This is a genomic window from Streptomyces sp. P9-2, from assembly GCF_051903975.1.
Lineage (GTDB): Bacteria > Actinomycetota > Actinomycetes > Streptomycetales > Streptomycetaceae > Streptomyces > Streptomyces cellulosae.
Genome location: NZ_CP192634.1, coordinates 350735 through 369354, shown reverse-complemented (window position 1 = coordinate 369354; position 18620 = coordinate 350735). Strand labels below are relative to the sequence as shown.

The 18620-nt window shown below is 72.7% G+C and carries 19 protein-coding genes; 6 read left to right on the top strand and 13 right to left on the bottom strand.

The annotated features are described in order from the left end of the window. Positions 1-33: 33 nt before the first annotated feature. Positions 34-1287 (top strand): lectin, encoded by a 1254-nt coding sequence (locus tag ACQY0Z_RS34310; RefSeq protein WP_347224493.1) that lies wholly within the window; start codon positions 34-36, stop codon positions 1285-1287. A gap of 37 nt (positions 1288-1324) precedes the next feature. Next, complete coding sequence (locus ACQY0Z_RS34305; protein ID WP_439813552.1) at positions 1325-1705, top strand: hypothetical protein; 381 nt, start codon at positions 1325-1327, stop codon at positions 1703-1705. 73 nt (positions 1706-1778) lie between these two features. Here ACQY0Z_RS34305 and ACQY0Z_RS34300 read toward each other — a convergent pair whose 3' ends face one another. After that, positions 1779-2516 carry a D-Ala-D-Ala carboxypeptidase family metallohydrolase gene (locus tag ACQY0Z_RS34300; RefSeq protein ID WP_254585927.1) on the bottom strand — a complete coding sequence of 246 codons (738 nt, stop codon included), beginning with the start codon at positions 2514-2516 and terminating at the stop codon, positions 1779-1781. Positions 2517-2759: 243 nt separating this feature from the next. On the opposite strand from ACQY0Z_RS34300, the gene ACQY0Z_RS34295 reads away from it, so the two are divergent. Continuing rightward, positions 2760-3473: an FAD binding domain-containing protein gene (locus tag ACQY0Z_RS34295; protein WP_381728809.1), complete on the top strand. Its 714-nt coding sequence runs from the start codon at positions 2760-2762 to the stop codon at positions 3471-3473. A gap of 19 nt (positions 3474-3492) precedes the next feature. Here the strand turns inward: ACQY0Z_RS34295 and ACQY0Z_RS34290 are convergent, their stop codons facing one another. Together ACQY0Z_RS34290 and ACQY0Z_RS34285 are read right to left on the bottom strand one after the other, a co-directional pair. After that, entirely contained in the window at positions 3493-4971 is a 1479-nt protein-coding gene (locus ACQY0Z_RS34290) for a glutamate-cysteine ligase family protein (RefSeq protein WP_189899916.1), read from the bottom strand. A gap of 80 nt (positions 4972-5051) precedes the next feature. Further along, positions 5052-5480 (bottom strand): SRPBCC domain-containing protein, encoded by a 429-nt coding sequence (locus ACQY0Z_RS34285; RefSeq protein ID WP_439813503.1) that lies wholly within the window; start codon positions 5478-5480, stop codon positions 5052-5054. A gap of 196 nt (positions 5481-5676) precedes the next feature. On the opposite strand from ACQY0Z_RS34285, the gene ACQY0Z_RS34280 reads away from it, so the two are divergent. Both ACQY0Z_RS34280 and ACQY0Z_RS34275 read left to right on the top strand, forming a co-directional pair. Then, positions 5677-5871, top strand: coding sequence for a DUF2795 domain-containing protein (locus ACQY0Z_RS34280; protein ID WP_019525682.1), 195 nt, complete (start codon positions 5677-5679; stop codon positions 5869-5871). Between the two features lie 75 nt (positions 5872-5946). After that, complete coding sequence (locus ACQY0Z_RS34275) at positions 5947-6360, top strand: SRPBCC family protein (protein WP_189899918.1); 414 nt, start codon at positions 5947-5949, stop codon at positions 6358-6360. On the opposite strand, the gene ACQY0Z_RS34270 is transcribed toward ACQY0Z_RS34275, so the two are convergent. From ACQY0Z_RS34270 to ACQY0Z_RS34225, 10 genes are all read right to left on the bottom strand, one after another. Then, complete coding sequence (locus ACQY0Z_RS34270) at positions 6334-7275, bottom strand: pentapeptide repeat-containing protein (RefSeq protein ID WP_381728813.1); 942 nt, start codon at positions 7273-7275, stop codon at positions 6334-6336. The genes ACQY0Z_RS34275 and ACQY0Z_RS34270 overlap by 27 nt on opposite strands. Before the next feature lie 84 nt (positions 7276-7359). After that, complete coding sequence (locus ACQY0Z_RS34265; protein WP_254585924.1) at positions 7360-7620, bottom strand: CGNR zinc finger domain-containing protein; 261 nt, start codon at positions 7618-7620, stop codon at positions 7360-7362. 177 nt (positions 7621-7797) lie between these two features. Beyond that, positions 7798-7956 carry a hypothetical protein gene (locus tag ACQY0Z_RS34260; RefSeq protein ID WP_189899920.1) on the bottom strand — a complete coding sequence of 53 codons (159 nt, stop codon included), beginning with the start codon at positions 7954-7956 and terminating at the stop codon, positions 7798-7800. A gap of 224 nt (positions 7957-8180) precedes the next feature. Further along, positions 8181-8972, bottom strand: a complete 792-nt coding sequence (locus ACQY0Z_RS34255; protein WP_189899922.1) for an enoyl-CoA hydratase/isomerase family protein — start codon at positions 8970-8972, stop codon at positions 8181-8183. Further along, on the bottom strand, positions 8969-10237 hold the full coding sequence (locus tag ACQY0Z_RS34250) for a cytochrome P450 (protein WP_189899924.1): 1269 nt from the start codon (positions 10235-10237) through the stop codon (positions 8969-8971). Before ACQY0Z_RS34250 ends, ACQY0Z_RS34255 begins: the two co-directional genes overlap by 4 nt. A gap of 154 nt (positions 10238-10391) precedes the next feature. Continuing rightward, positions 10392-11696 (bottom strand): cytochrome P450, encoded by a 1305-nt coding sequence (locus ACQY0Z_RS34245; RefSeq protein WP_189900116.1) that lies wholly within the window; start codon positions 11694-11696, stop codon positions 10392-10394. A 137-nt stretch (positions 11697-11833) separates the two neighbouring features. Beyond that, complete coding sequence (locus tag ACQY0Z_RS34240) at positions 11834-12436, bottom strand: GTP-binding protein (protein WP_189899926.1); 603 nt, start codon at positions 12434-12436, stop codon at positions 11834-11836. After that, a complete protein-coding gene (locus ACQY0Z_RS34235; protein WP_189899928.1) occupies positions 12411-12785 on the bottom strand; it encodes a DUF742 domain-containing protein in 375 nt (124 codons plus the stop codon). The genes ACQY0Z_RS34240 and ACQY0Z_RS34235 overlap by 26 nt, the downstream gene beginning before the upstream one ends. Continuing rightward, positions 12785-13183, bottom strand: a complete 399-nt coding sequence (locus ACQY0Z_RS34230; protein ID WP_189899930.1) for a roadblock/LC7 domain-containing protein — start codon at positions 13181-13183, stop codon at positions 12785-12787. The genes ACQY0Z_RS34235 and ACQY0Z_RS34230 overlap by 1 nt, the downstream gene beginning before the upstream one ends. Further along, on the bottom strand, positions 13180-14391 hold the full coding sequence (locus tag ACQY0Z_RS34225; protein WP_189899932.1) for an ATP-binding protein: 1212 nt from the start codon (positions 14389-14391) through the stop codon (positions 13180-13182). Before ACQY0Z_RS34225 ends, ACQY0Z_RS34230 begins: the two co-directional genes overlap by 4 nt. A 438-nt stretch (positions 14392-14829) precedes the next feature. Between ACQY0Z_RS34225 and ACQY0Z_RS34220 the strand changes: the two genes are divergently transcribed. Continuing rightward, on the top strand, positions 14830-18582 hold the full coding sequence (locus ACQY0Z_RS34220; RefSeq protein WP_189899934.1) for a S8 family serine peptidase: 3753 nt from the start codon (positions 14830-14832) through the stop codon (positions 18580-18582). Positions 18583-18620: the final 38 nt, after the last annotated feature.

The window sequence follows — 18620 nt, the reverse complement described above, 5'->3', positions numbered from 1 at the left end:
GTCCCCACGGGTCGCCGTACGGAAGGGAGAGCCATGTCCTCTCCGCGCACGCGCCGCAGATGGCTGGTCGCAGCCCTGTCCGCCGCGCTCCTCGCCTCCGGCGTGGCCGGCACGGCCGCACAGGCGCAGCCCGCCCGCGACGCCGCACCGGCCTCGGACGTCTCCACCGCGGCCGTCGCCTTCTCGGACACCTTCGACGGCCCCGCGGGCGCGGCGGTCGACGGATCGAAGTGGCAGATCGAGACCGGCGACAACGTCAACAACCACGAACGGCAGTACTACACCGCGGGAAACGCCAACGCGGCGCTCGACGGCCAGGGCCACCTGGTCATCACCGCCCGCAAGGAGAACCCGGCCAACTACCAGTGCTGGTACGGCACCTGCCAGTACACCTCGGCCCGCCTCAACACCTCCGGCAAGTTCCACGCGCAGTACGGGCACGTCGAGGCAAGGATGAAGATCCCGCGCGGGCAGGGCATGTGGCCCGCGTTCTGGATGCTCGGCACCCCGGTCAACTGGCCGGACTCGGGCGAGATCGACATCATGGAGAACGTCGGCTTCGAGCCGTCCACCGTGCACGGCACGATCCACGGCCCCGGCTACTCCGGGTCCGGCGGCATCGGCGCCGGCTACACACTGCCCGGCGGTCAGGCCTTCGCGGACGCCTTCCACACGTTCGCCGTCGACTGGGCGCCCGACCGCATCACCTGGTCCGTGGACGGCAACGTCTACCAGACCCGCACCCCCGCCGACCTGGGCGGCCGCCAGTGGGTCTTCAACAAGCCGTTCTTCCTCATCCTCAACCTGGCGGTCGGCGGCTACTGGCCCGGCGACCCGGACGGCTCCACCGTCTTCCCGCAGCAACTCCTCGTCGACCACGTCACGGTGACCACCAGCGACACCTCGATCGGCGGCGCCATCCGCGGCCTCGCCGGCAAGTGCGTGGACGTCGCCGGGGCGAACACCGCCAACGGCACCCCCGTCCAGCTCTACGACTGCAACGGCACCGCCGCGCAGCGCTGGACGGTCGGCTCCGACGGCACGATCCGGGCGCTGGGCAAGTGCCTGGACGTCACCTCGGGCGGCACGGCCGACGGTACGCCCGTGCAGCTGTGGGACTGCAACGGCACGGCGGCCCAGCGCTGGGTGGTCACCGCCGCCCGTGACATCGTCAACCCCCAGGCCGACAAGTGCCTGGACGTGACCGGCAACAACTCGGCCAACGGCACCCGGCTGCAGATCTGGACCTGCGCGGGCACCGCGAACCAGAAGTGGACGGTGGGCTGATCCCGTGACCCTGCCCCGCTCGCCCTCGGGCTGGACCATGGCCGTGTTCGGCGTGCTCGCCGCCGCGCTCGGCGCCGTGGGACTGCTCTCGCCGGACGCCCAATTGTCACTGCTGGGACTGACGGCGCCGGGTGGGCGGGGGAGCGGTGACCACACGTCCGCGTTCGTGACGGCGTCGTCGATGGCGGCGCTCAACATGGGTGTGTACTACGTCCTGGCCGCGCTCGCCGACTGGCGGGCGTTCTTCCGCTGGACGGTGCCGTTCCGGCTGCTGACCTGCACGGTGTTCACGGTCGCCGTGGTCACCGGCAGGGCGCCGGAGGCGTTCCTCGGCGTCGCGGCCTGGGAGGGCCTGGGCGCCCTGGCGACGGGCACGGCCCTGTGGCGGGAACGGCGGGCGGAGGCCAATCCCGCCTGAATACGGCGCACTCGCAGGTGAGGGGGTCCCGCGCGGGACCCCCTCGTCGTCTCTCAGGCGTGTGACGCGGACGTCAGATGCCGCAGGTCGAGGCCGACCAGAAGCGGCTGCCGCGGTGGTCGACGTGCGTGTGGTCGTTGTGGCCCGGGTAGCCGGGGCCGAGGATGCCGTTGAAGCCGTGGTTGCGGGCCTGCTTGGCGAGCGTGCACAGCGAGTGCGGTCCCGCGCCGAGGTCGGCGGCGTCGCCGTACAGATGGCGGCTGTTGCTCGCGCCGCCCACGGCGCTGTTGCAGGACTGGGAGCGGAAGCCGCTGGTGACCCGGATCGGCTGGTCGCCGAGCGCGTGCCGCAGCGCCTCCAGCTTCCACATGGTGCGCAGGGCGTTGGACTTGGCCGTCGCGGCGCTCACCGCGCCGCCCGACCAGGTCGAGTTGCAGCGGTTCAGCTCGGCGTAGTCGAAGTGGATCGGCGTGCAGTCGTCGTCCTGGAGGGCGTACAGCTTGCTGAAGGTGGCAGGACCGGCCACACCGTCGGCGGCGAGGCCGTAGGCCGACTGGAAGCGCTTGAGGGCGGCGGCGGTGGCCGGGCCGAACTCGCCGTCGACGGCCAGCACGGCGCCGTAGCCGGGGTAGCCGCTCAGCCGGATCTGGAGCTGGGTGACGTCGGCGCCGGACGCGCCCTGGGACAGGGTGCGGTTCCAGGTGTAACAGCCGTCGGCGTGCGCGGTCCCGGCGGTCGCCAGGGAACCCGCCGCCAGTCCGGCCATGAGCATGACAATAGACAGCACGAGTCTCAGTGCGCGTTTCAACATGCGGCCTCCGCTTCCGGTACGAGAGATCAGGGTGTGCCACGAGCCGTGTGACGCGCGTCAACCATGGGGCAAACACACGGCCGAGCGCAAGGTGTCGCAGACCGGAGCACGGCCCGTCCGCGTGAGCCCTGTACGCGCCCCCGGCCGGCTGCGGAGAATGCGGTGCCGGTTCTCCACGCTCCGCCAAGTGCCGTACTCCCCGCCCCCGTCGGACCCTCCGCAGTGGAAAGCAGGTCGATCGCCGTGTTGCTGCGTCTCCCCACCTCCCTGTCCGAAGCCCGGCGGTGCCTGGCCGACGGCGCGGTGCCCGTCGGCGGTGCCACGCTCGTGTGGGCCCAGTGGCAGCGCGACGGCTTCCCGGACCAGGCGATGTCCCTGCGCCGGCTGCCCGAGGCCACCGTCGTGGACGCGGAGACCCTGGGCGCGGCCGTGCTGCTGCACCAGGTCGACGACCGCGTGCCGGAGGTGCTGCGCCGCGCGGCCGCCTCCATAGGCACCGGGGCCGTGCGCCGGACGGCCACCGTCGGCGGCAACATCGTCGGCAGCACCCTGCGCTGCCTGCTGCCCCCGGCGCTGGTCCTGGACGCGCGGGCGACCGTCATGGACGGCGACGGCACGTACGAGGCCGAACTGGCCGAGGTGGTGGCCAAGCGCCCCCTGATGCTGGACATCCGCTGGCGCCGCCCGCTCGCCAGCGCCTACTGGAAGGCGCCCGGCGAGGTGGGCGGACCGCCGCCGCTGGTGGTCGCCACCGCCGTGCACGCCGAGGGGGCCGGCGGGCGGCGGCTGTTCGCGGCCGTACGGGACGGCGACGAGGTCGTCGGCGCGAGCGTCCCGGCGAGGGCGGACGCGGGCCGGGTGCTCGACGCCCTTCAGGGCACGGCCCTGGGCGGCCTGCACGGGGAGGCGCGGGACGTGGTGCGGCGGGAGGTGACGGACATCCTGGGGCGTGCCTGAGCCCCGGCGCCCTCCCACCTCACTCCACGGGCCAGGTGTGCACCGGCGCGTTCAGATGCATGTAGTCGATGTACTGCTGCGTCATGCGGCGCAGCGCCTCGTGCCGTCCGCAGTGCGCGGTCGCGTCGATGTGGTGGAACATCTCCTTCTGCCACACCGCGCCGTTGCGGCCCGTCACACAGCGCTGCTCGATGACACCGAGCAGCGGCTCCCGCCACGCGTCGTCCATCCCGGAGAGCTCCAGACCCCGGTGCGCCAGCGGCAGCAGCCGCCGCAGGACCAGCTCCGCCGCCGGCACCTCGCCCATGCCGGGCCAGTACAGGCGCGCGTCGATGCCGTAGCGGGCCGCCGTGCGCAGGTTGTCCTCGGCGGCGGAGAAGGACATCCGCGACCACACCGGCCGCTCCTCCTCCACCAGGCCGCGGGTCAGCCCGTAGTAGAACGCGCCGTTGGCGAGCGTGTCGGCGACGGTCGGCCCCGCGGGCAGCACCCGGTTCTCGATGCGCACGTGCGGCTTGTCGCGGGAGACGGCGTACACCGGGCGGTTCCAGCGGTAGATGGTGCCGTTGTGCAGCGTCAGCTCGCCGAGGTCCGGGATGTCGCCGCGCAGCAGGGTCTCCGCCGGGTCCTGGTCGTCGCACAGGGGGAGCAGGGCGGGGAAGTAGCGCAGGTTCTCCTCGAAGAGGTCGAACACGCTGGTGATCCACCGCTCCCCGAACCACACCCGGGGCCGCACCCCCTGCACCTTGATCTCCTCGGGGCGGGTGTCGGTGGCCTGCTCGAACAGCGGGATCCGCGTCTCGTGCCACAGCTCCTTGCCGAACAGGAAGGGCGAGTTGGCCGCGAGCGCCACCTGCACCCCGGCGACCGCCTGCGCCGCGTTCCAGTACGCCGCGAAGTCCTCCGGGTCGACCTGGAGGTGGAACTGCGTGCTGGTGCAGGCGGCCTCCGGGGTGATGGTGTCCGCGTAGGTGCGCAGCCGGTCGATGCCGGTCACCTCGATGTGCAGGTCCTCGCCGCGCGCGGCGAAGATCTGGTCGTTGAGCAGCCGGTAGCGCGGGTTCTCCGACAGGGCGCCCTCCCCGACGTCCTCGTGGCGCAGGGTGGGGAGGACGCCCGTCATGATCAGGTGCGTGCCGATGGACCGGGCGCGCTGCTCCGCGTGGTTCAGGGCGGCGCGGATCTCGGACTCCCAGGCGTCGGGACCGCCCTCGGTGAGCTGCCGGGGCGCGATGTTGATCTCGAGGTTGAACCGGCCCAGCTCGGTGTCCCACGCCGGGTCCGCGATCGCCTCCAGCGCGTCGGTGTTGCGCATGGCCGGCTCGCCGCGGTCGTCGACCAGGTTCAGCTCGATCTCGAGGCCCACCTGGGGCCGCTCGGCCTCGAAACGCGACTCGCGCAGCATCTGCGCGAGCGCGTCGAGGCACAGCTGCATCTTGATCCGGTAGCGGCGGCGGTCCTCGCGGGTGAAGGTGAGCGCCGGGACGTCCCGTCCCATCGGTCTCCCTCCAGGCTGTTCGTCCGGAAGCTGACCACCCCAGCGTCGCACCGGTGGCCGTCCGCGACCAGGCGAGTCACTCAGCCCGCGGGACTCTCCGCGCGGAACCGGGTCAGGCTGTCCAGCGGCATGGTGCCGCCCTGCTCGGCCATGTCCCGCTCCTCCTTCGTGTCACAGGTCGCCGCAGCCCGATCCGGGTCGCCGTCCCACCCCCGTCCAGCTCCACCGCCATCACGGAGGGCTCGGCGCGCCCGGGCACGTCCGTGCCCACGACCAGCAGCCGGTTCTCGTCGACCTCCAGGTACGACCCGGTGAGGGGCGCCTTCGGTGCCGTCAGGGGTGAGCATGGTGGCCTTCCAGGCGCCTCCCGGCCGCCGGTCCGTCTCGACCGGGCCGGGCACGGCGTACGCCCAGCGTGCGGAGGCGTCGGGCGTGGCCCAGGCCTGGTGGACCGCGGCGGCTGGGGCGTCCAGGGTGCGGGTCAGGGTGCAGGAGTGGCCGTCGCTCATGGCGCGATCCTCGTCTCTCGTACGAGGCCCCTTCGGGGCGTGTGTGAGGTGGACGGGGGCGCACGCGAGTAGTCATCGGTGCCCGCGCATCGGGTTCCGGACCCGCGCGAAGAGCTGAATCGGCTCGCCCGGCGCCGGGTACCCGGCCGGTCCTCGCGCGGAACCGCCGCGCCGGAAGCACCACGGGAGGCCCGCCATGGCCGACCTCAGCCCGATCGACCTGCAGAAGGCACTCAAGGGCGCCGACTACCCCGCCGCGAAGGACGACCTCGTGTCGGTGGCACGGAGCAACGGCGCCGACGACGGCCTCGTGAAGAAGCTGTCGGAGACCGGGACCAAGCGGTTCGACGGTCCCAACGAGGTGCAGAAGGCCGTCTTCGGCAACGAATGACCCGCGCGCCGGGGCCGCCGCCCGCCTCCCGTGGGCCGGCCCCGACGTCCGTCACCGACCGAGGACGGTGCACCGATGACCGAGTACGAGCGCTCGCACACCATGCCGGCCCCGCCCGAGCAGGTCTTCGACCAGGCGGCGAACGTCGGCCAGATGGGTGACTGGCTGCCCGGGGAGCTGCATGTGCGCGCCGAGGAACTGCCCGCCGTGACGGTGCACGAGGACCGCACCGACGAGGACACCTCCGCCCTGCTGCGGGCCCGGCGGGACCAGATGCGCATCGAGTGGGGCACACGGGAGCGGGGCGGCTACGCCGGGTGGCTCCAGGTCGCCGGCATCGACAGCGGCGCCAGCGAGGTGACCGTGCACCTCTCCTTCTTCGACGACGGTCACGACCCCGGCGAGGAGCAGGTGACCGGAGCCCTCGACGACAGCCTGCGGCGGCTGGAGCGGCAGGTCCGGCTACGCGTCGACAACGCCGCCGGCTGATCCCTCACGCGCCCAGTGGGCGGGGCGGCCCAGCGACGGCGGGAGCGTCGTCGCCGCGTCGCCCCGTGCCGCGTTCAGCTGCGCCTGGGTGAGGAACAGGGCGCCGGTGAGGCCGGCGCCCGACAGGTCCGCGCCGCGCAGATCGGCGCCGATGAGGTCGGCGTCGCGCAGGTCTGCCCCCGTGAGGTCGGCGCCGACCAGCAGGGCGCCGCGCAGACTCGCCCCGCGAAGATCCGCCCCCGACAGCCGCGCGCCCGCCAGGTCGGCGCCGCGGTGGTCCTTCCGGCGGCCCGGCACCCGGGCCCGTGTCAGCTCACTCGCCCGCAGCAGCAGCGGGTTGACCTCCCCGCGCAGCGCGTTCACGTCGAGCGCCACGACCGACGCGGCGTCGCCCCGGGTCAGCTTCTCGATCCGGGCCAGCGCCCGGCGCAGCTCGCGGTGCACGGGACGGGCCGCCGGAAGCTCCAGCGCCTCGGCGGTGTAGGCGAGCAGTTCGTGCAGCTGCCGCATGACCGGGAACACCGCGAACATCGCGGACGCCGACTCCGGGTCGCGCCGCCAGTCGGTGCCGCCGAAGGTGACCTGCGAGACCTTCTGTCCGGCGCCGAAGCAGTCGAAGACGGTGCAGCCCCGGTAGCCCTCGTCGCGCAGCCGGGCGTGGATGCCGCAGCCGAAGTCGTCCCGCAGATGACCGCAGGCCCGCCCGGCGGGCTTGTCCCCGGCGAAGTCGGCGGAGCGGGCGAAGGGCAGGGCGACGCAGCAGAGGCCGAAGCAGGACGAGCAGTCGGCGCGCAGCTCCTCACGGTTCACGAGCGGCAGCTCGCGGTCCGGTCGAGGTTGCGTCCGCTCGTGTCGCTGCTGCTTGGGCCCTCCGCCGCCGTGCCCCGACGAGCGGGTTCCGTGCTGTGGCGACACCGTGAACACTCCTGGGCCGGCAACGGGCACCCCGTGCCCTGAACGCCGCCCATTCTGGCAGACGACGTGATCGTCCCCGCCCGGTCACCCCCCGGCCGGCGCCCCGGCCGCCCGCTGCTTCCGCCGGGCCCGGGACGCGCGCAGGTTCGCGGCGTTCCCGCACCGGCGGACGTCGTGCCAGACGCCGCTGTTGTTGCGCGAACGGTCGTAGAACGCGGACCGGCAGGCAGGCTCCCGGCACAGCTTCAGCCGGTGCCAGGTGCCGTCCGTCCGCGCGAGCAGAATCCGCGCCCACACGGCGGCCTCCAGCCGCTCCCCGGGGCTCCCGACCGGAACCAGTGCCACCCGGCCCCTCGTCGAGGCCCGGCCGCAGCGACACGTAGGTGGGCGCCCCGACCGGCTCCGCCTCGCCCGTCACCAGGGCGGCGAGCCGCTCCCGCAGCGCCCTCACCCGCTCCGGATCACCGGCGCGCGGCTCCCCGGGGGGACCCGGCCACCCCTGTTCCTCGGCCCACGCGGCGGTCACCTCCCGCAGCCACCGGCCACCGCTCTCCTCGTCGCCGAGCGCTCACCGCCCGACGGGTCCCACAACAGGCCGAAGGCCACGAGCCGTTCGCCGTCCGCCACCAGCCAGGAGTCCCGCTCCAGGCCGGTGTCGGGACGCTCCAGGCCGGCGTGCACGGTGTGGCAGACCGGTCTCGGGGCGGCCGATCTCCAGCTCGTCGACCCGGTTCATCAGCGCGGTGACGGCGACGGCGTCGGCCGGGGCCGCCTGCCGTACCGAGGTGGGCATGGGCGCCGAGCGCCGGGCGGCGCCCCGCCCGGCGCAACGGCTTTTCCGCGGCCCCGTACGACCACGGCGGCGCCCCCTCCGGAGGGGGCGCCGCCGTCCGTGCGTCACCGGGTCAGCGAGCCGTGCCCGCCGCGCGCTGGCCGGTGAGGACCGCCGTCAGCAGTTCCGGGTCGAACAGCGACACGTCCGCGAGCCGGGTCGGCGAGGCGAGGGCGTTGAGCATTGCCTTGGTGACCCGCACCGCCGACGCCGGACGCCGCAGCACGGGCTTCGCCCACGCCATGACCGCGGCGTCGAGCGCCTCCGCCGGCACCACCTTGTGCAGCACCGACAGACCCAGGGCCTCCTGGGCGTCGAAGACCCGCGCGGTGAGGATGAGTTCGCGCACCCGCGCCACCCCCACCTCGCTGATCAGCCGGGGGAGCAGCCCGCCCCACGCGGGCGGCACCCCCAGGGCCAGCTCGGGCAGCCGGAACGTGGCCGTGTCCACGCCCACCCTCAGGTCACAGGCGAGCAGCAGCCCCACACCAGCGCCGACCGCCCTGCCCTGCACCCGGGCGATGGTCACGGCGGGGTTGGACGTGAGGGCCTCGCACACCCGCAGCGCCTTCTTCCCGGAGACGCGGATGCCGTCACCGGTGGGATCGGCGTCCAGGTGCTGCGGGAACTCGCGCCGGTCGCCGCCCAGGCAGAAGGCGTCCCCCGCCGCCGACAGCACCAGGACCCGCACCCCCGGGTCCTGGTCGTCCAGGACCGTGAGGAGGTCGTCCAGCATGGCGTCGCCGACCGCGTTCCCCTCCTCGGGAAGGTGCAGCTCGACCGTGAGCAGGGGCCCCTGCCGGTAGGTGCGGACGGTCTTGAGCACCCGTTCGGCGGGGAGTTCGGCGAGGGGCGATGCGGTCATACGGTCACCTTCAGGGACGTGATGCGGCGGAAGACGAGACGGGAGTTGTCGTAGGAGGGCGGCCCGGCCGGACGGAGCGTGGGGAAGCGCTCCAGGATCTGCGCCATCGCCTCCCGTGCCTCGAACCGGGCGAGGGGAGCGCCGAGGCAGTAGTGCGGGCCGCTGCCGAACGTGATGTGGCCGCCGTCGCGCTGGATGTCGAAGACGTGCGGGTCCGGGTTGCGCCGGGGGTCGTGGGCCGCCGCCCCGTACAGGATGTGCACGGTGGTGTCCTTGGCGAGCGGGGTGCCCGCCAGGACCGTGTCGTCGGCGGCCACATGGGAGTTGAGCCACACCGGAGGGTCGTAGCGCAGCGTTTCCTCGATCAGGTCGTCGATGTGCTCGGGGTGCGCCCGCAGCCACTCCGCGCGGGCGGGCTCCTCCGTGGCGAAGCGCACCGCGTTGGTCAGCAGCACCGCGCTCGTCTCCAGCGAGGCGATGGTGATGAACATGGTCAGGTGGTAGATCACCCGCGCCGCTGCCTCCGGGTCGTCCGCGAAGTGGGCGTCCCAGTGGTGGATCCAGCCGGTGAGGACATCGTTGCCAGGGTGCGCCCGGCGCTCGCGGATCAGCTCGCCGAAGAAGGCCCGCATCTCCAGCGTGGCCTGCCCCGCCTGCGCCAACTGCTCCTTGCTGGGGAAGAGTTCCTGCGCGTACGCCTGCCGGTGGGCGAAGTCCAGGATGTGCGCGTGGTGCTCCTTCGGGATGCCCAGCCACTCGCCGACCGTGCGGACCGGGAGGAGTTCGGCGACCGTCTGCACGAAGTCGGCCTCCCCGTCCTCCCGCAGACGCTTCTCCAGGTCGTCCAGCAGTCCGGTGACGACCCGCGCGATCGCCGGACGCAGGCCCTCCAGGGTCGAGCGGTCGAAGGGGTTGCCGAGCGCGCGCCGCTGGCAGGTGTGCGAGGGGGCGTTGATACGGGACAGGGTGCCCGTGAGCTCCTGGGTGGCGAGCTCCTGCCAGCGGCGCGGGTCGGGCTGCCGCTCCTGCCAGGCGAAGTCCGGCACCAGCCAGTTCCTGGACCGCAGGACCTGGCTGCATGCCTCGAACGAGGTGACGAAGTAGGCGCCCCAGGGGGCGCGCACGACGTCCCCCATGGAGCGCAGTCCCTCCCAGACGGGCAGGGGGTCGGCCTGCCCCTCCGGCGAACGAAGGTGACGGAGAAGGGAAACGACGGCTCGGCGGTCACTGATGGCGGGGCCGCTTATGTCGCCAACGGCGGTCACGTGGTGCTCCTTCGGCTGGACGCTACCGTTACCGCCGGAACCTACCCTTCCGACTATGTATGTCATGTGTGGTTGAGTGTTGCACCTGTCACATGCCGGGCCCTTGCCAACTGGCGTTCCGTCACGTCTCGTTGCGCTGCCACCGGTGGCGGTGTCAGACACGGAAGACGTCCAGGAAGCTGCTCCAGAACCCCTTCTTGCGTGTCGTGCCCTGACGGGACGGCTGGGACGACGGAACGGACACCGGCCGCTCCGCCTCGGGCATCGCGGCGACCCGCTCGCGCATGGCGGTGGCCGTGCGGGTGGCAGGCGTGGGGCTGAACGTCACGGGCAGCGACACCAGCGCGCGGTGGAACGGCCCGGGCCGCCACTCCAGTTCCTTGTCCGGCGCGGCGAGCTCCAGATCGGGCAGCGCGTTGAGCAGCCGCTCGATCGCGGTGGTCGCGATCACCTGCGCCGGGTCCTTCGCGGGGCAGGCGTGCGGTCCCGCGCCCCACGCCAGATGGGCGCCCTTGCTGTGCACGCGGCGGGCATCCTCCAGCGCCGGGTCGGCATTGGCGCCCGCGAAGGAGATGACCACCGGGGTGTTCGCCTCGGCCACATGGCCGCCCAGGTCCACGTCCCGCACCGGGTAGTGGGCGGCGTAATTGGCGATCGGCGTCTGGTTCCACAACACGTGGTCCATCGCCTCCTCGATCAGCATGCCGCTCTCCCGGGCGCCCGTCCCGGACAGCAGCAACATCAGCGAACTGCCGATGAGGTTGCGTTCCGGCTCGATGCCGGCGCCCATCAGCAGCACCAGCTGGTCCTTGAGTTCCTCGTCGGTCAGCCCGGCGGGGTGCTGGATCAGCCACGAGGTGACGTCGTCGTCGGGCCGGCGGCGCTTGAGCGCGATCAACTCCATGAGGGACGCGGTCAGTTCCTCGTTGGCACGCACCGCGTCCTTGCCGTCGAAGATCGCCGACACGGCCGCGGTGACGGTGTCGCCGATGTCCGCCGGGCAGCCGAACAGCTTGTTGAACAGCAGCAGCGGAAGGAGCTTGGCGTAGTCGCCCAGCAGATCGGCCCGGCCCAGCTCGCTGAACCGGTCGATCAGGTAGTCGGCGATCGGCTCCACGTCACGCCGGATCCGCGTGGTGTTGAGTTGCGCCAGGCTGTCCACCACGGCCTTGCGCAGCCGCAGGTGCACCGCGCCGTCGGTGAACAGACAGCTCGGCCGGTACGCCATCATCGGCAGCACCGGGCTGTCCAGGGCTATGCGCCCCTCGTTGAGGTCCTTCCATCGGCGCGCGTCACGGGCGAACAGCTCCGTGTTCTGCAGCACCCGCAGCGCCATCTCGTGCCCGACGACCAGCGTGGCGTCCACACCGGGCGCCAGCTCGACCGGGCCGGCCGGTGCATGCTCCCGCAGCCGGTCGTAGACCTGGTGCGGATCGGTGGCGAAACCGGCGTCGTGCATGGGGCATCTGCCCGTACCGGACGCGGACGGAGAGTGAGCTTCCATGAAGTCTTCCTTAGTGAAACAACCGTGAACCGGTGACCGGGGGCCGGAAGGCCGAGGCTTTCCGACCCCCGGACCGGGCGGACGCGAGGAGGTCAAGACGTGCGGTCGAGCAGGTGCCGCACCAGCGCGATCAGCGCCTTCGCGGACGACTGCTGGTCCCGGGCGTCGCAGTGGACGACCGGGGTGTCCGGCAGCAGGTCGAGCGCCTCTCGCACTTCCGCCTCCTCGTACACGGGGGCGGAGTCGAAGCGGTTGACGGCGATGGCGTACTCCAGGCCGTAGCCCTCGATGAGGTCGATGACCGGGAAGGTCTCCTCCAGCCGCGCCGGGTCGACCAGCAGCAGCGCCCCCAGAGCCCCTCGCGCCATGTCCTCCCACAACTGCATGAACCGCTGCTGTCCCGGCGTGCCGAAGAGGTACAGCACCAGCTCGTCGCTGAGGGTGAGACGGCCGAAGTCCAGGGCGACCGTGGTGGTGGTCTTCCCGGTGACTCCCCTGAGGTCGTCGACGTGCGCCGACGCCTGGGTCATCTTCTCCTCGGTGCGCAGCGGCGTTATCTCCGACAGCGAGCCGATGAAGGTCGTCTTGCCCACGGCGAAGTGCCCGACGACGAGGATCTTTGCGGCGTTGGTCACCGCGCTGGAGACGTAGATGGACTGCTGGGCCGTCTCAGCCGATGAGGGATTGGAGTCCATTCAGAACCTTCTCGAGGGTCGCTCTGTCAACGTTCTGGGCCCGGGGCGGCTCGGCCCGGCGGAGCAGATGCCCCTGTTCCGATAAATCGGTGAGCAGCAGCCGGGCCACCCCGACCGGTAGGCCGAGGTGGCCGGCCACCTCGGCGACCGACAGGTAGCCGCCCGAGCACAGCTCCCAGATCGCCCTCACCTCGGGGCCGGCCCCGAGCGGCAGCGTCCGGTCGGGGGCCAACGTGACGAGGGTGTGCAGCGCCAGTTCGTCCGAGGACGGCAGGCTCCGGCCGCCGGTGATGACGTAGGAGCGGACGAAGTCACTGGTGACAGGTGATTCCTCGCCGGGCCCCGTCATCAGTCGACACCGTTGTCGGAGCGGGGAGCCACGCTCATGGCCTTGTTCAGCGCCGTCACCGTCTTCTGCATACGGAACGACACGGCCTCCATGTCGACGTCCACCGCCGCCGAGACCGCCAGGTAGGAGCCCTGCCCGGCCGCGATGAGGAAGATCCAGCCGCCGTCGTACTCCAGCAGCGTCTGCTTCCAGATGCCGTGCCCGGCGCCGACGAAACCGGCGACCGCCCGGCTCAGCGACTGCATGGAGCTCATCGCGGCCGCGTTGGTCTCGGCGTCGTCGCGCGAGATGTCGTCCGAACGCTGGAGCAGCAGGCCGTCGCCCGAGACGAGGACGGCGTGGCGGGCGCCGCGCACCTCGAGCACGTCGTTCAGCACCCACGACAGGTCGGTCTTCACTGGTGGTCAGGTCCTTCCGTGGTGTTCGTGGTCCGTCCGAGCTGGGTGCCGCGTGCGAACGCCCCCAGGCGCGACGCGGTGACCTCGCCGGACGACTCGGAGCTCTCCTCGTCGAGGGCGGCCGGTTCCGGCGGGGGCGGCACCACCGCGATGGGGCCCTGACGACGCCGCCGCTTGGGCAGCCCGCCGGACGTCGTGCCCACCACGCGCGTCGGGCCCACGGGCACCGGCGCCAGGCGCTGCGGAGCGTCCACTTGTCCCTCCTCGGCGGGCTCCCGCTCCGGCTCGGCGGGCGTGATCACGTCGGCCGAGAGGAGGCTCTCCGGAACCCGGATCACCGCGCGCACACCGCCGTACGGGGAGACCGAGCCGACGGAGACGTGGAAGCCGTAGCGGTTCGCGAGCATGCCGCACACCGCGAAGCCGAACCGGGGCGGGTCGCCGAGACCGGTGATGTCGACCGGGCCGTCCGCGGACAGCAGAGCCCCCGCACGGTCCTTGGTCTCCTGGTCCATGCCGAGGCCGGCGTCGTCCACGATGAAGACCACACCCGTGGGCACGGCCTGGATGTTGACCTCCACCGGGGTGCCCGGCGCGCTGTAGGTCGTGGCGTTGTCCAGCAGCTCCGCCAGCACCACGGCCACCGGCTCGACCGCCTTGCCTGCCACGGCCACGCTGGCCTGGGCGTGGATGCTGACCCGGTCGAAGTCCTTGATACGGCCCTGGGCGCTGCGGGCGACGTCGTAGACGGTCGCCGCCCCGTCGCGACGGCCCAGCCAGCCGCCGCACAGCACCGAGATGCCCTTGGCCCGGCGGCTGAACTGGCTGCCGGTGTGGTCCACCGACATCAGGTCGGCCAGCACCTCGCTGTCGTTGCCGTACTTCTTCAGCAGTTGGTCGAGGAGCAGTTGCTGCTCCTCGGCGAGCGACTGGAGCGTGCCCATGGCCGACTTGAGCACGGCCTTGGTCGCCGACTCGGCGTCCGCCCGCACATCGGCCAGCTCGCCCCGGTGCCGGGTGTCCAGCGTGCCGATGTGGGCTTCCAGTTGCCCGATGCGTCCCTGGGCCTGGCCCAGGCCCGCCTCCAGATCCTTCCTCGTTCTTCGGAGCGCCAGATTGGTTCTCCGGGCCCGCAGCACTGCGAGGACCGCAGCGGCGAGCACCACCAGCAGGATCCACAGCAGCGGATCCTTGATCAATGACGTCATGAGACTCTCTTCAAGTCGCATCGCCTCGGGAGTACGAGATTGCCGGCGCACGGGGACAACCGCTCCGTGCCGACGAACAGCACGGACCCACGGCGGGACAAAGCCTCAACTCCTCAGCGACGGGGCCTTAGAGACTGTCCCCCGTACGCGTTCATGACGCGTCGCCAGCCTGCTGAAAGTTCGTTGATCGTATCAGTCCCCGGATGCCAACACGCCCCTTGTCGGTGGCACTTGACGACCCTCACGAGACGTTCACAGTGAAGCCCGCCGTGTCGCCGTTGCGACATGTCCCACCTGTGCCACGGCGAAACGGTGACACGGCCCGCACCGGCGACCGAACCTGTGCAGCACCGACGGCACCGCGGGCCGCGTGTACAGCACAACGACGCGACGCGTCGCACGACGCGTACGACGAAGGGCACAGGAGTGAGACGACGAATGCGTATCGCGGCGGCCGTCGCGGCAGGGCTGACCCTGTCCGCCGGCGCCGTGACACCGGTCGTGGCGGGACCGTCCGGGGCCACCGCCCCGGCACGGGCCGCCGCACCGGCGGCCGACAGCGGCGCCACCGTGCGCCTGATCACCGGCGACCTGGTCACCGTCCGCACGGACGTGAACGGCCGCCGCACCGCCTCGGTGACACCGGGGGAGGGCCGGCGCCACCTCCTCTTCCGCACGATCGAGGAGGACGGACACCTCACCGTCCTGCCGTCCGACGCGGAAGGACTCGTCACCGCCGGACGCCTGGACCGCGGCCTGTTCGACGTGACCGCGCTCGTCGCCCAGGGCTACGACGAGCGCCGCGCCGACACCCTGCCGCTGATCGTCGCCGACGGCGCGGGCGTGCCGGACACCTCGCTGCGCCGCCTCACCGGAATGGCCGCCGAGGGCACGGAGGTCCGCCGCCTGGAGACCCTCGACGCGGACGCCGTCCGCGTCCCCACGGACGACCTCTCCGCGTTCTGGAAGCGCCTCGCCCCCGCCGCCGGCGACGCAGCCCGCGCCGCCTCCGTGCCCCGGGTCTGGCTGGACGGCCGGGTGCGGGCCGCACTCGACCGCAGCACCGCGCAGATCGGCGCCCCCGAGGTCTGGCAGGGCGGCCACCGGGGCGACGACGTCAAGGTCGCCGTGCTGGACACCGGTGCCGACGGCACCCACCCCGACCTCGCCGGACGCATCAGCGAGGCACAGGACTTCTCCGGCAGCTCCGGCACCGGCGACGTCTTCGGCCACGGCACCCACGTCGCCTCGATCGTCGGCGGTTCCGGCGCGGCTTCCGACGGCGCCCGCAAGGGTGTGGCGCCCGGCGCGGACCTGCTGGTCGGCAAGGTGCTCGGCGACGACGGCTTCGGTACGGCGTCGCAGGTCATCGACGGCATGGAGTGGGCCGTCGCACGCGGCGCCGACGTGGTCAACATGTCGCTGGGCTCGGACTCCCCGAGCGACGGCACCGACCCGATGAGCCTCGCCCTGAACGAACTCTCCGCGTCCTCCGGCGCGTTGTTCGTCGTCGCCGCGGGCAACGCCGGACCGGGCCAGGGCACGATCGGTTCCCCCGCCGCCGCGGACGCGGCCCTCACGGTCGGCGCGGTGGACCGCGACGACTCCCTCGCGGACTTCTCCAGCCGAGGCCCCCGGGTGGGCGACGACGCCGTCAAGCCCGACGTGACCGCGCCCGGCGTCGGCATCGTCGCGGCCCGCGCCGCCGGCACGGCGATGGGGCAGATCGTCGACGCCTCGCACGTGGCCGCCTCCGGCACGTCGATGGCCGCCCCGCACGTGGCGGGCGCCGCCGCGCTGCTGGCCCAGCAGCACCCCGACTGGACCGCGAGCCGCCTCAAGGACGCCCTGACCAGCACCGCCCGCACGGTCGAGGGGCAGCTGACCACCGAGCAGGGCGGCGGCCGCATCGACGTGGCCGCGGCGAGCCGCACCCCGGTCCTCGCCACCGCCGGAATCGCCCTCGGCAGGTACTCCACCGACGACACCGGCACCCGCACGCACACCGTGCGCTACACCAACGTCTCCGGCCGGGACGTCACCCTCGACGTGCGGGCCGCGCTGGTCACCAGCGGCGGCCGCGAGCTCGCCGACGGGGTGGTGACGCCCGCCGCGCGCACCGTCACCGTGCGGGCCGGCGGCACCGCCGACCTGCCGCTCACCGTCGACGCGGCCCGCGCCGGACGGGGCGCCTACCACGGCCACCTGACGGCCACCGCCGCCGACGGCTCGGTCACGGTGCACACCACGCTCAGCCTGTCCGTCCGCGGCCCCGTGCACCGGCTCAAGGTCGTCTCCTACGACAACGACGGCAACCGCGTCGAGAACCTGCCCATGATCTGGGGCGCCGAGGGCTTCGTCGGCTACACCGACCGGGACAACGCCGTCGCCGAGGTCGAGGAGGGCACCTACCAGCTCACCTCCGGCGGCGTCGAGCGGACGGACGACGGGGCAGAGGTGCTCCGCCAGGTCGTCCTGCCCGACATCAAGGTCACCAAGGACACCACCGTCGTGGTCGACCCGCGCAAGACGGTGAAGGTCGAGATCCGCACCCCCAAGCCCGCCGAACAGCGCGGCGTCCTCAGCTACCAGACGTACCGGAAGATCGACGGGCACGCCTGGATCGACGGCACGATGTACTTCGACATCGCCCGGGAGCTGTACGTCAGCCCCACGGCCCAGGTCACCGACGGTGACTTCGAGTTCGCGTCCCGCTGGCAGTTGGTGGCCCCGCTGCTCGAAGCCGGCGTGACCGGCGGCCCGGACCTCGACGCCTTCTACATGCCCGAGTCCCCCCTGTTCGACCGGCGGGGCGAGCGGCTCCAGGCCGTGGACGCCGGCGCCGCGGAGGCACCCGACTTCCGCAAGGCCCGCGGCCGGCTCGCCGTCGTCACCGACGAACAGGGCATCGCCGGACCGCAGTTGGCCGAACGTGCCGCCCAGGCCGGAGTCCGCGCCGTGCTGGTCGTCAACTTCTCCCCCACCGGCTGGACCCGCTGGACGCCCCATGGCGACCGCTGGAAGGTGCCGGTCGTGCGCATCGGCTCCGGCGAGGGCGCCGACCTGCTGAAGCGCGTCGCACGGCGCGCCACCACCGTCACCTTCGCCGGCACCGCCCGCAGCCCCTACCTGTACGACGTCATGCAGACCAGCGAGGGACGCATCCCCGACCGCGTGGTCCACACGGTGTCGGAGCGCAACAGCGCCGTGATCCGCTCGGAGTACGCGGACAACGGCGGGGTGGACTGGGCCGCCGAGCAGCGGTTCGCCCGCCGCCCGTACCAGGAGTTCATCTGGCTCCAGTACACCCGCCACGTCCCCACCGCGTTCACCCGCACCGAGTACGTCACCTCCGGCACCACCGAGTGGGACCACGTCGTGAACTACCGGACGGTCGGTGACGTCGACTCGCCGCTGAACACCGGGCTCCAGGACACGCCCCGCACCTACCGCGCCGGAGAGCAGGTCAGCGAGCGGTGGCAGGGCGCCGTGGTCCGGCCCGGCATCCCGCGCGAGGGCGTGCCCGCCAGCGTCCGCGACGGCGACGTACTGCGGCTGCGGATCCCCGAGTTCACCGACTCGGCCCCCGGCCACTGGTCCCGGTTCACCCCCGGCGGCGACGGTGGCATCGGCGTACGGGCGCCGGCGTCGGAGACGGCCGAGGCGCAGCTCCACCGCGACGGCCGCAAGGTGGCCGACCTCGCCGACGCCTGGCGCGACGTCGAGGTGCCCGGCGGCGACGCCGAGTACCGGCTGCGCCTGCGCACCACCCGCGACTCCGCGGAGTGGGCGTACGCCACGGCGACCGACACGACCTGGACGTTCCCGTCCGGCACGGTCACCGGCCAGGCGCGGCTGCCGCTGCTCCAGGTCGACACCGAGGTACCGGCCGACCTGCGCAACACCGTCGGACCCGGCCGCACCCACACCCTCCGGCTGACGGTCCGCCACCAGGACGGGCTCGCCGCGCCGCGCGGGGTGCGCACCACGGTCGAGGTCTCCTACGACGACGGCCGGCACTTCACCGAGGCGCCGGTGCGCGCAGGGAAGGGCAACACCTTCACGGCCACCGTCACCCGGCCCGCCGGGGTCCGCGGCGACGCCGCCGTGACCCTGCGCGTCACCGCGCGGGACGCGTCGGGCGCCTCGGTCCGGCAGACCGTGACCCGGGCCTACGGGCAGCGCGGCTGAGCAGTGACGGCGGGGGAACGGGGCACGGCCGCCCGTTC

Coding starts and splice junctions, on each gene's coding strand:
- ACQY0Z_RS34240 (WP_189899926.1), bottom strand. CDS start 12,436: ATGGACTCCAATCCCTCATCGGCTGAGACGGCCCAGCAGTCCATCTAC.
- ACQY0Z_RS34280 (WP_019525682.1), top strand. CDS start 5,677: ATGGCCGACCTCAGCCCGATCGACCTGCAGAAGGCACTCAAGGGCGCC.
- ACQY0Z_RS34285 (WP_439813503.1), bottom strand. CDS start 5,480: ATGAGCGACGGCCACTCCTGCACCCTGACCCGCACCCTGGACGCCCCA.
- ACQY0Z_RS34305 (WP_439813552.1), top strand. CDS start 1,325: ATGGCCGTGTTCGGCGTGCTCGCCGCCGCGCTCGGCGCCGTGGGACTG.
- ACQY0Z_RS34220 (WP_189899934.1), top strand. CDS start 14,830: ATGCGTATCGCGGCGGCCGTCGCGGCAGGGCTGACCCTGTCCGCCGGC.
- ACQY0Z_RS34245 (WP_189900116.1), bottom strand. CDS start 11,696: ATGCACGACGCCGGTTTCGCCACCGATCCGCACCAGGTCTACGACCGG.
- ACQY0Z_RS34235 (WP_189899928.1), bottom strand. CDS start 12,785: ATGACGGGGCCCGGCGAGGAATCACCTGTCACCAGTGACTTCGTCCGC.
- ACQY0Z_RS34290 (WP_189899916.1), bottom strand. CDS start 4,971: ATGGGACGGGACGTCCCGGCGCTCACCTTCACCCGCGAGGACCGCCGC.
- ACQY0Z_RS34310 (WP_347224493.1), top strand. CDS start 34: ATGTCCTCTCCGCGCACGCGCCGCAGATGGCTGGTCGCAGCCCTGTCC.
- ACQY0Z_RS34275 (WP_189899918.1), top strand. CDS start 5,947: ATGACCGAGTACGAGCGCTCGCACACCATGCCGGCCCCGCCCGAGCAG.
- ACQY0Z_RS34225 (WP_189899932.1), bottom strand. CDS start 14,391: ATGACGTCATTGATCAAGGATCCGCTGCTGTGGATCCTGCTGGTGGTG.
- ACQY0Z_RS34300 (WP_254585927.1), bottom strand. CDS start 2,516: ATGTTGAAACGCGCACTGAGACTCGTGCTGTCTATTGTCATGCTCATG.
- ACQY0Z_RS34255 (WP_189899922.1), bottom strand. CDS start 8,972: ATGACCGCATCGCCCCTCGCCGAACTCCCCGCCGAACGGGTGCTCAAG.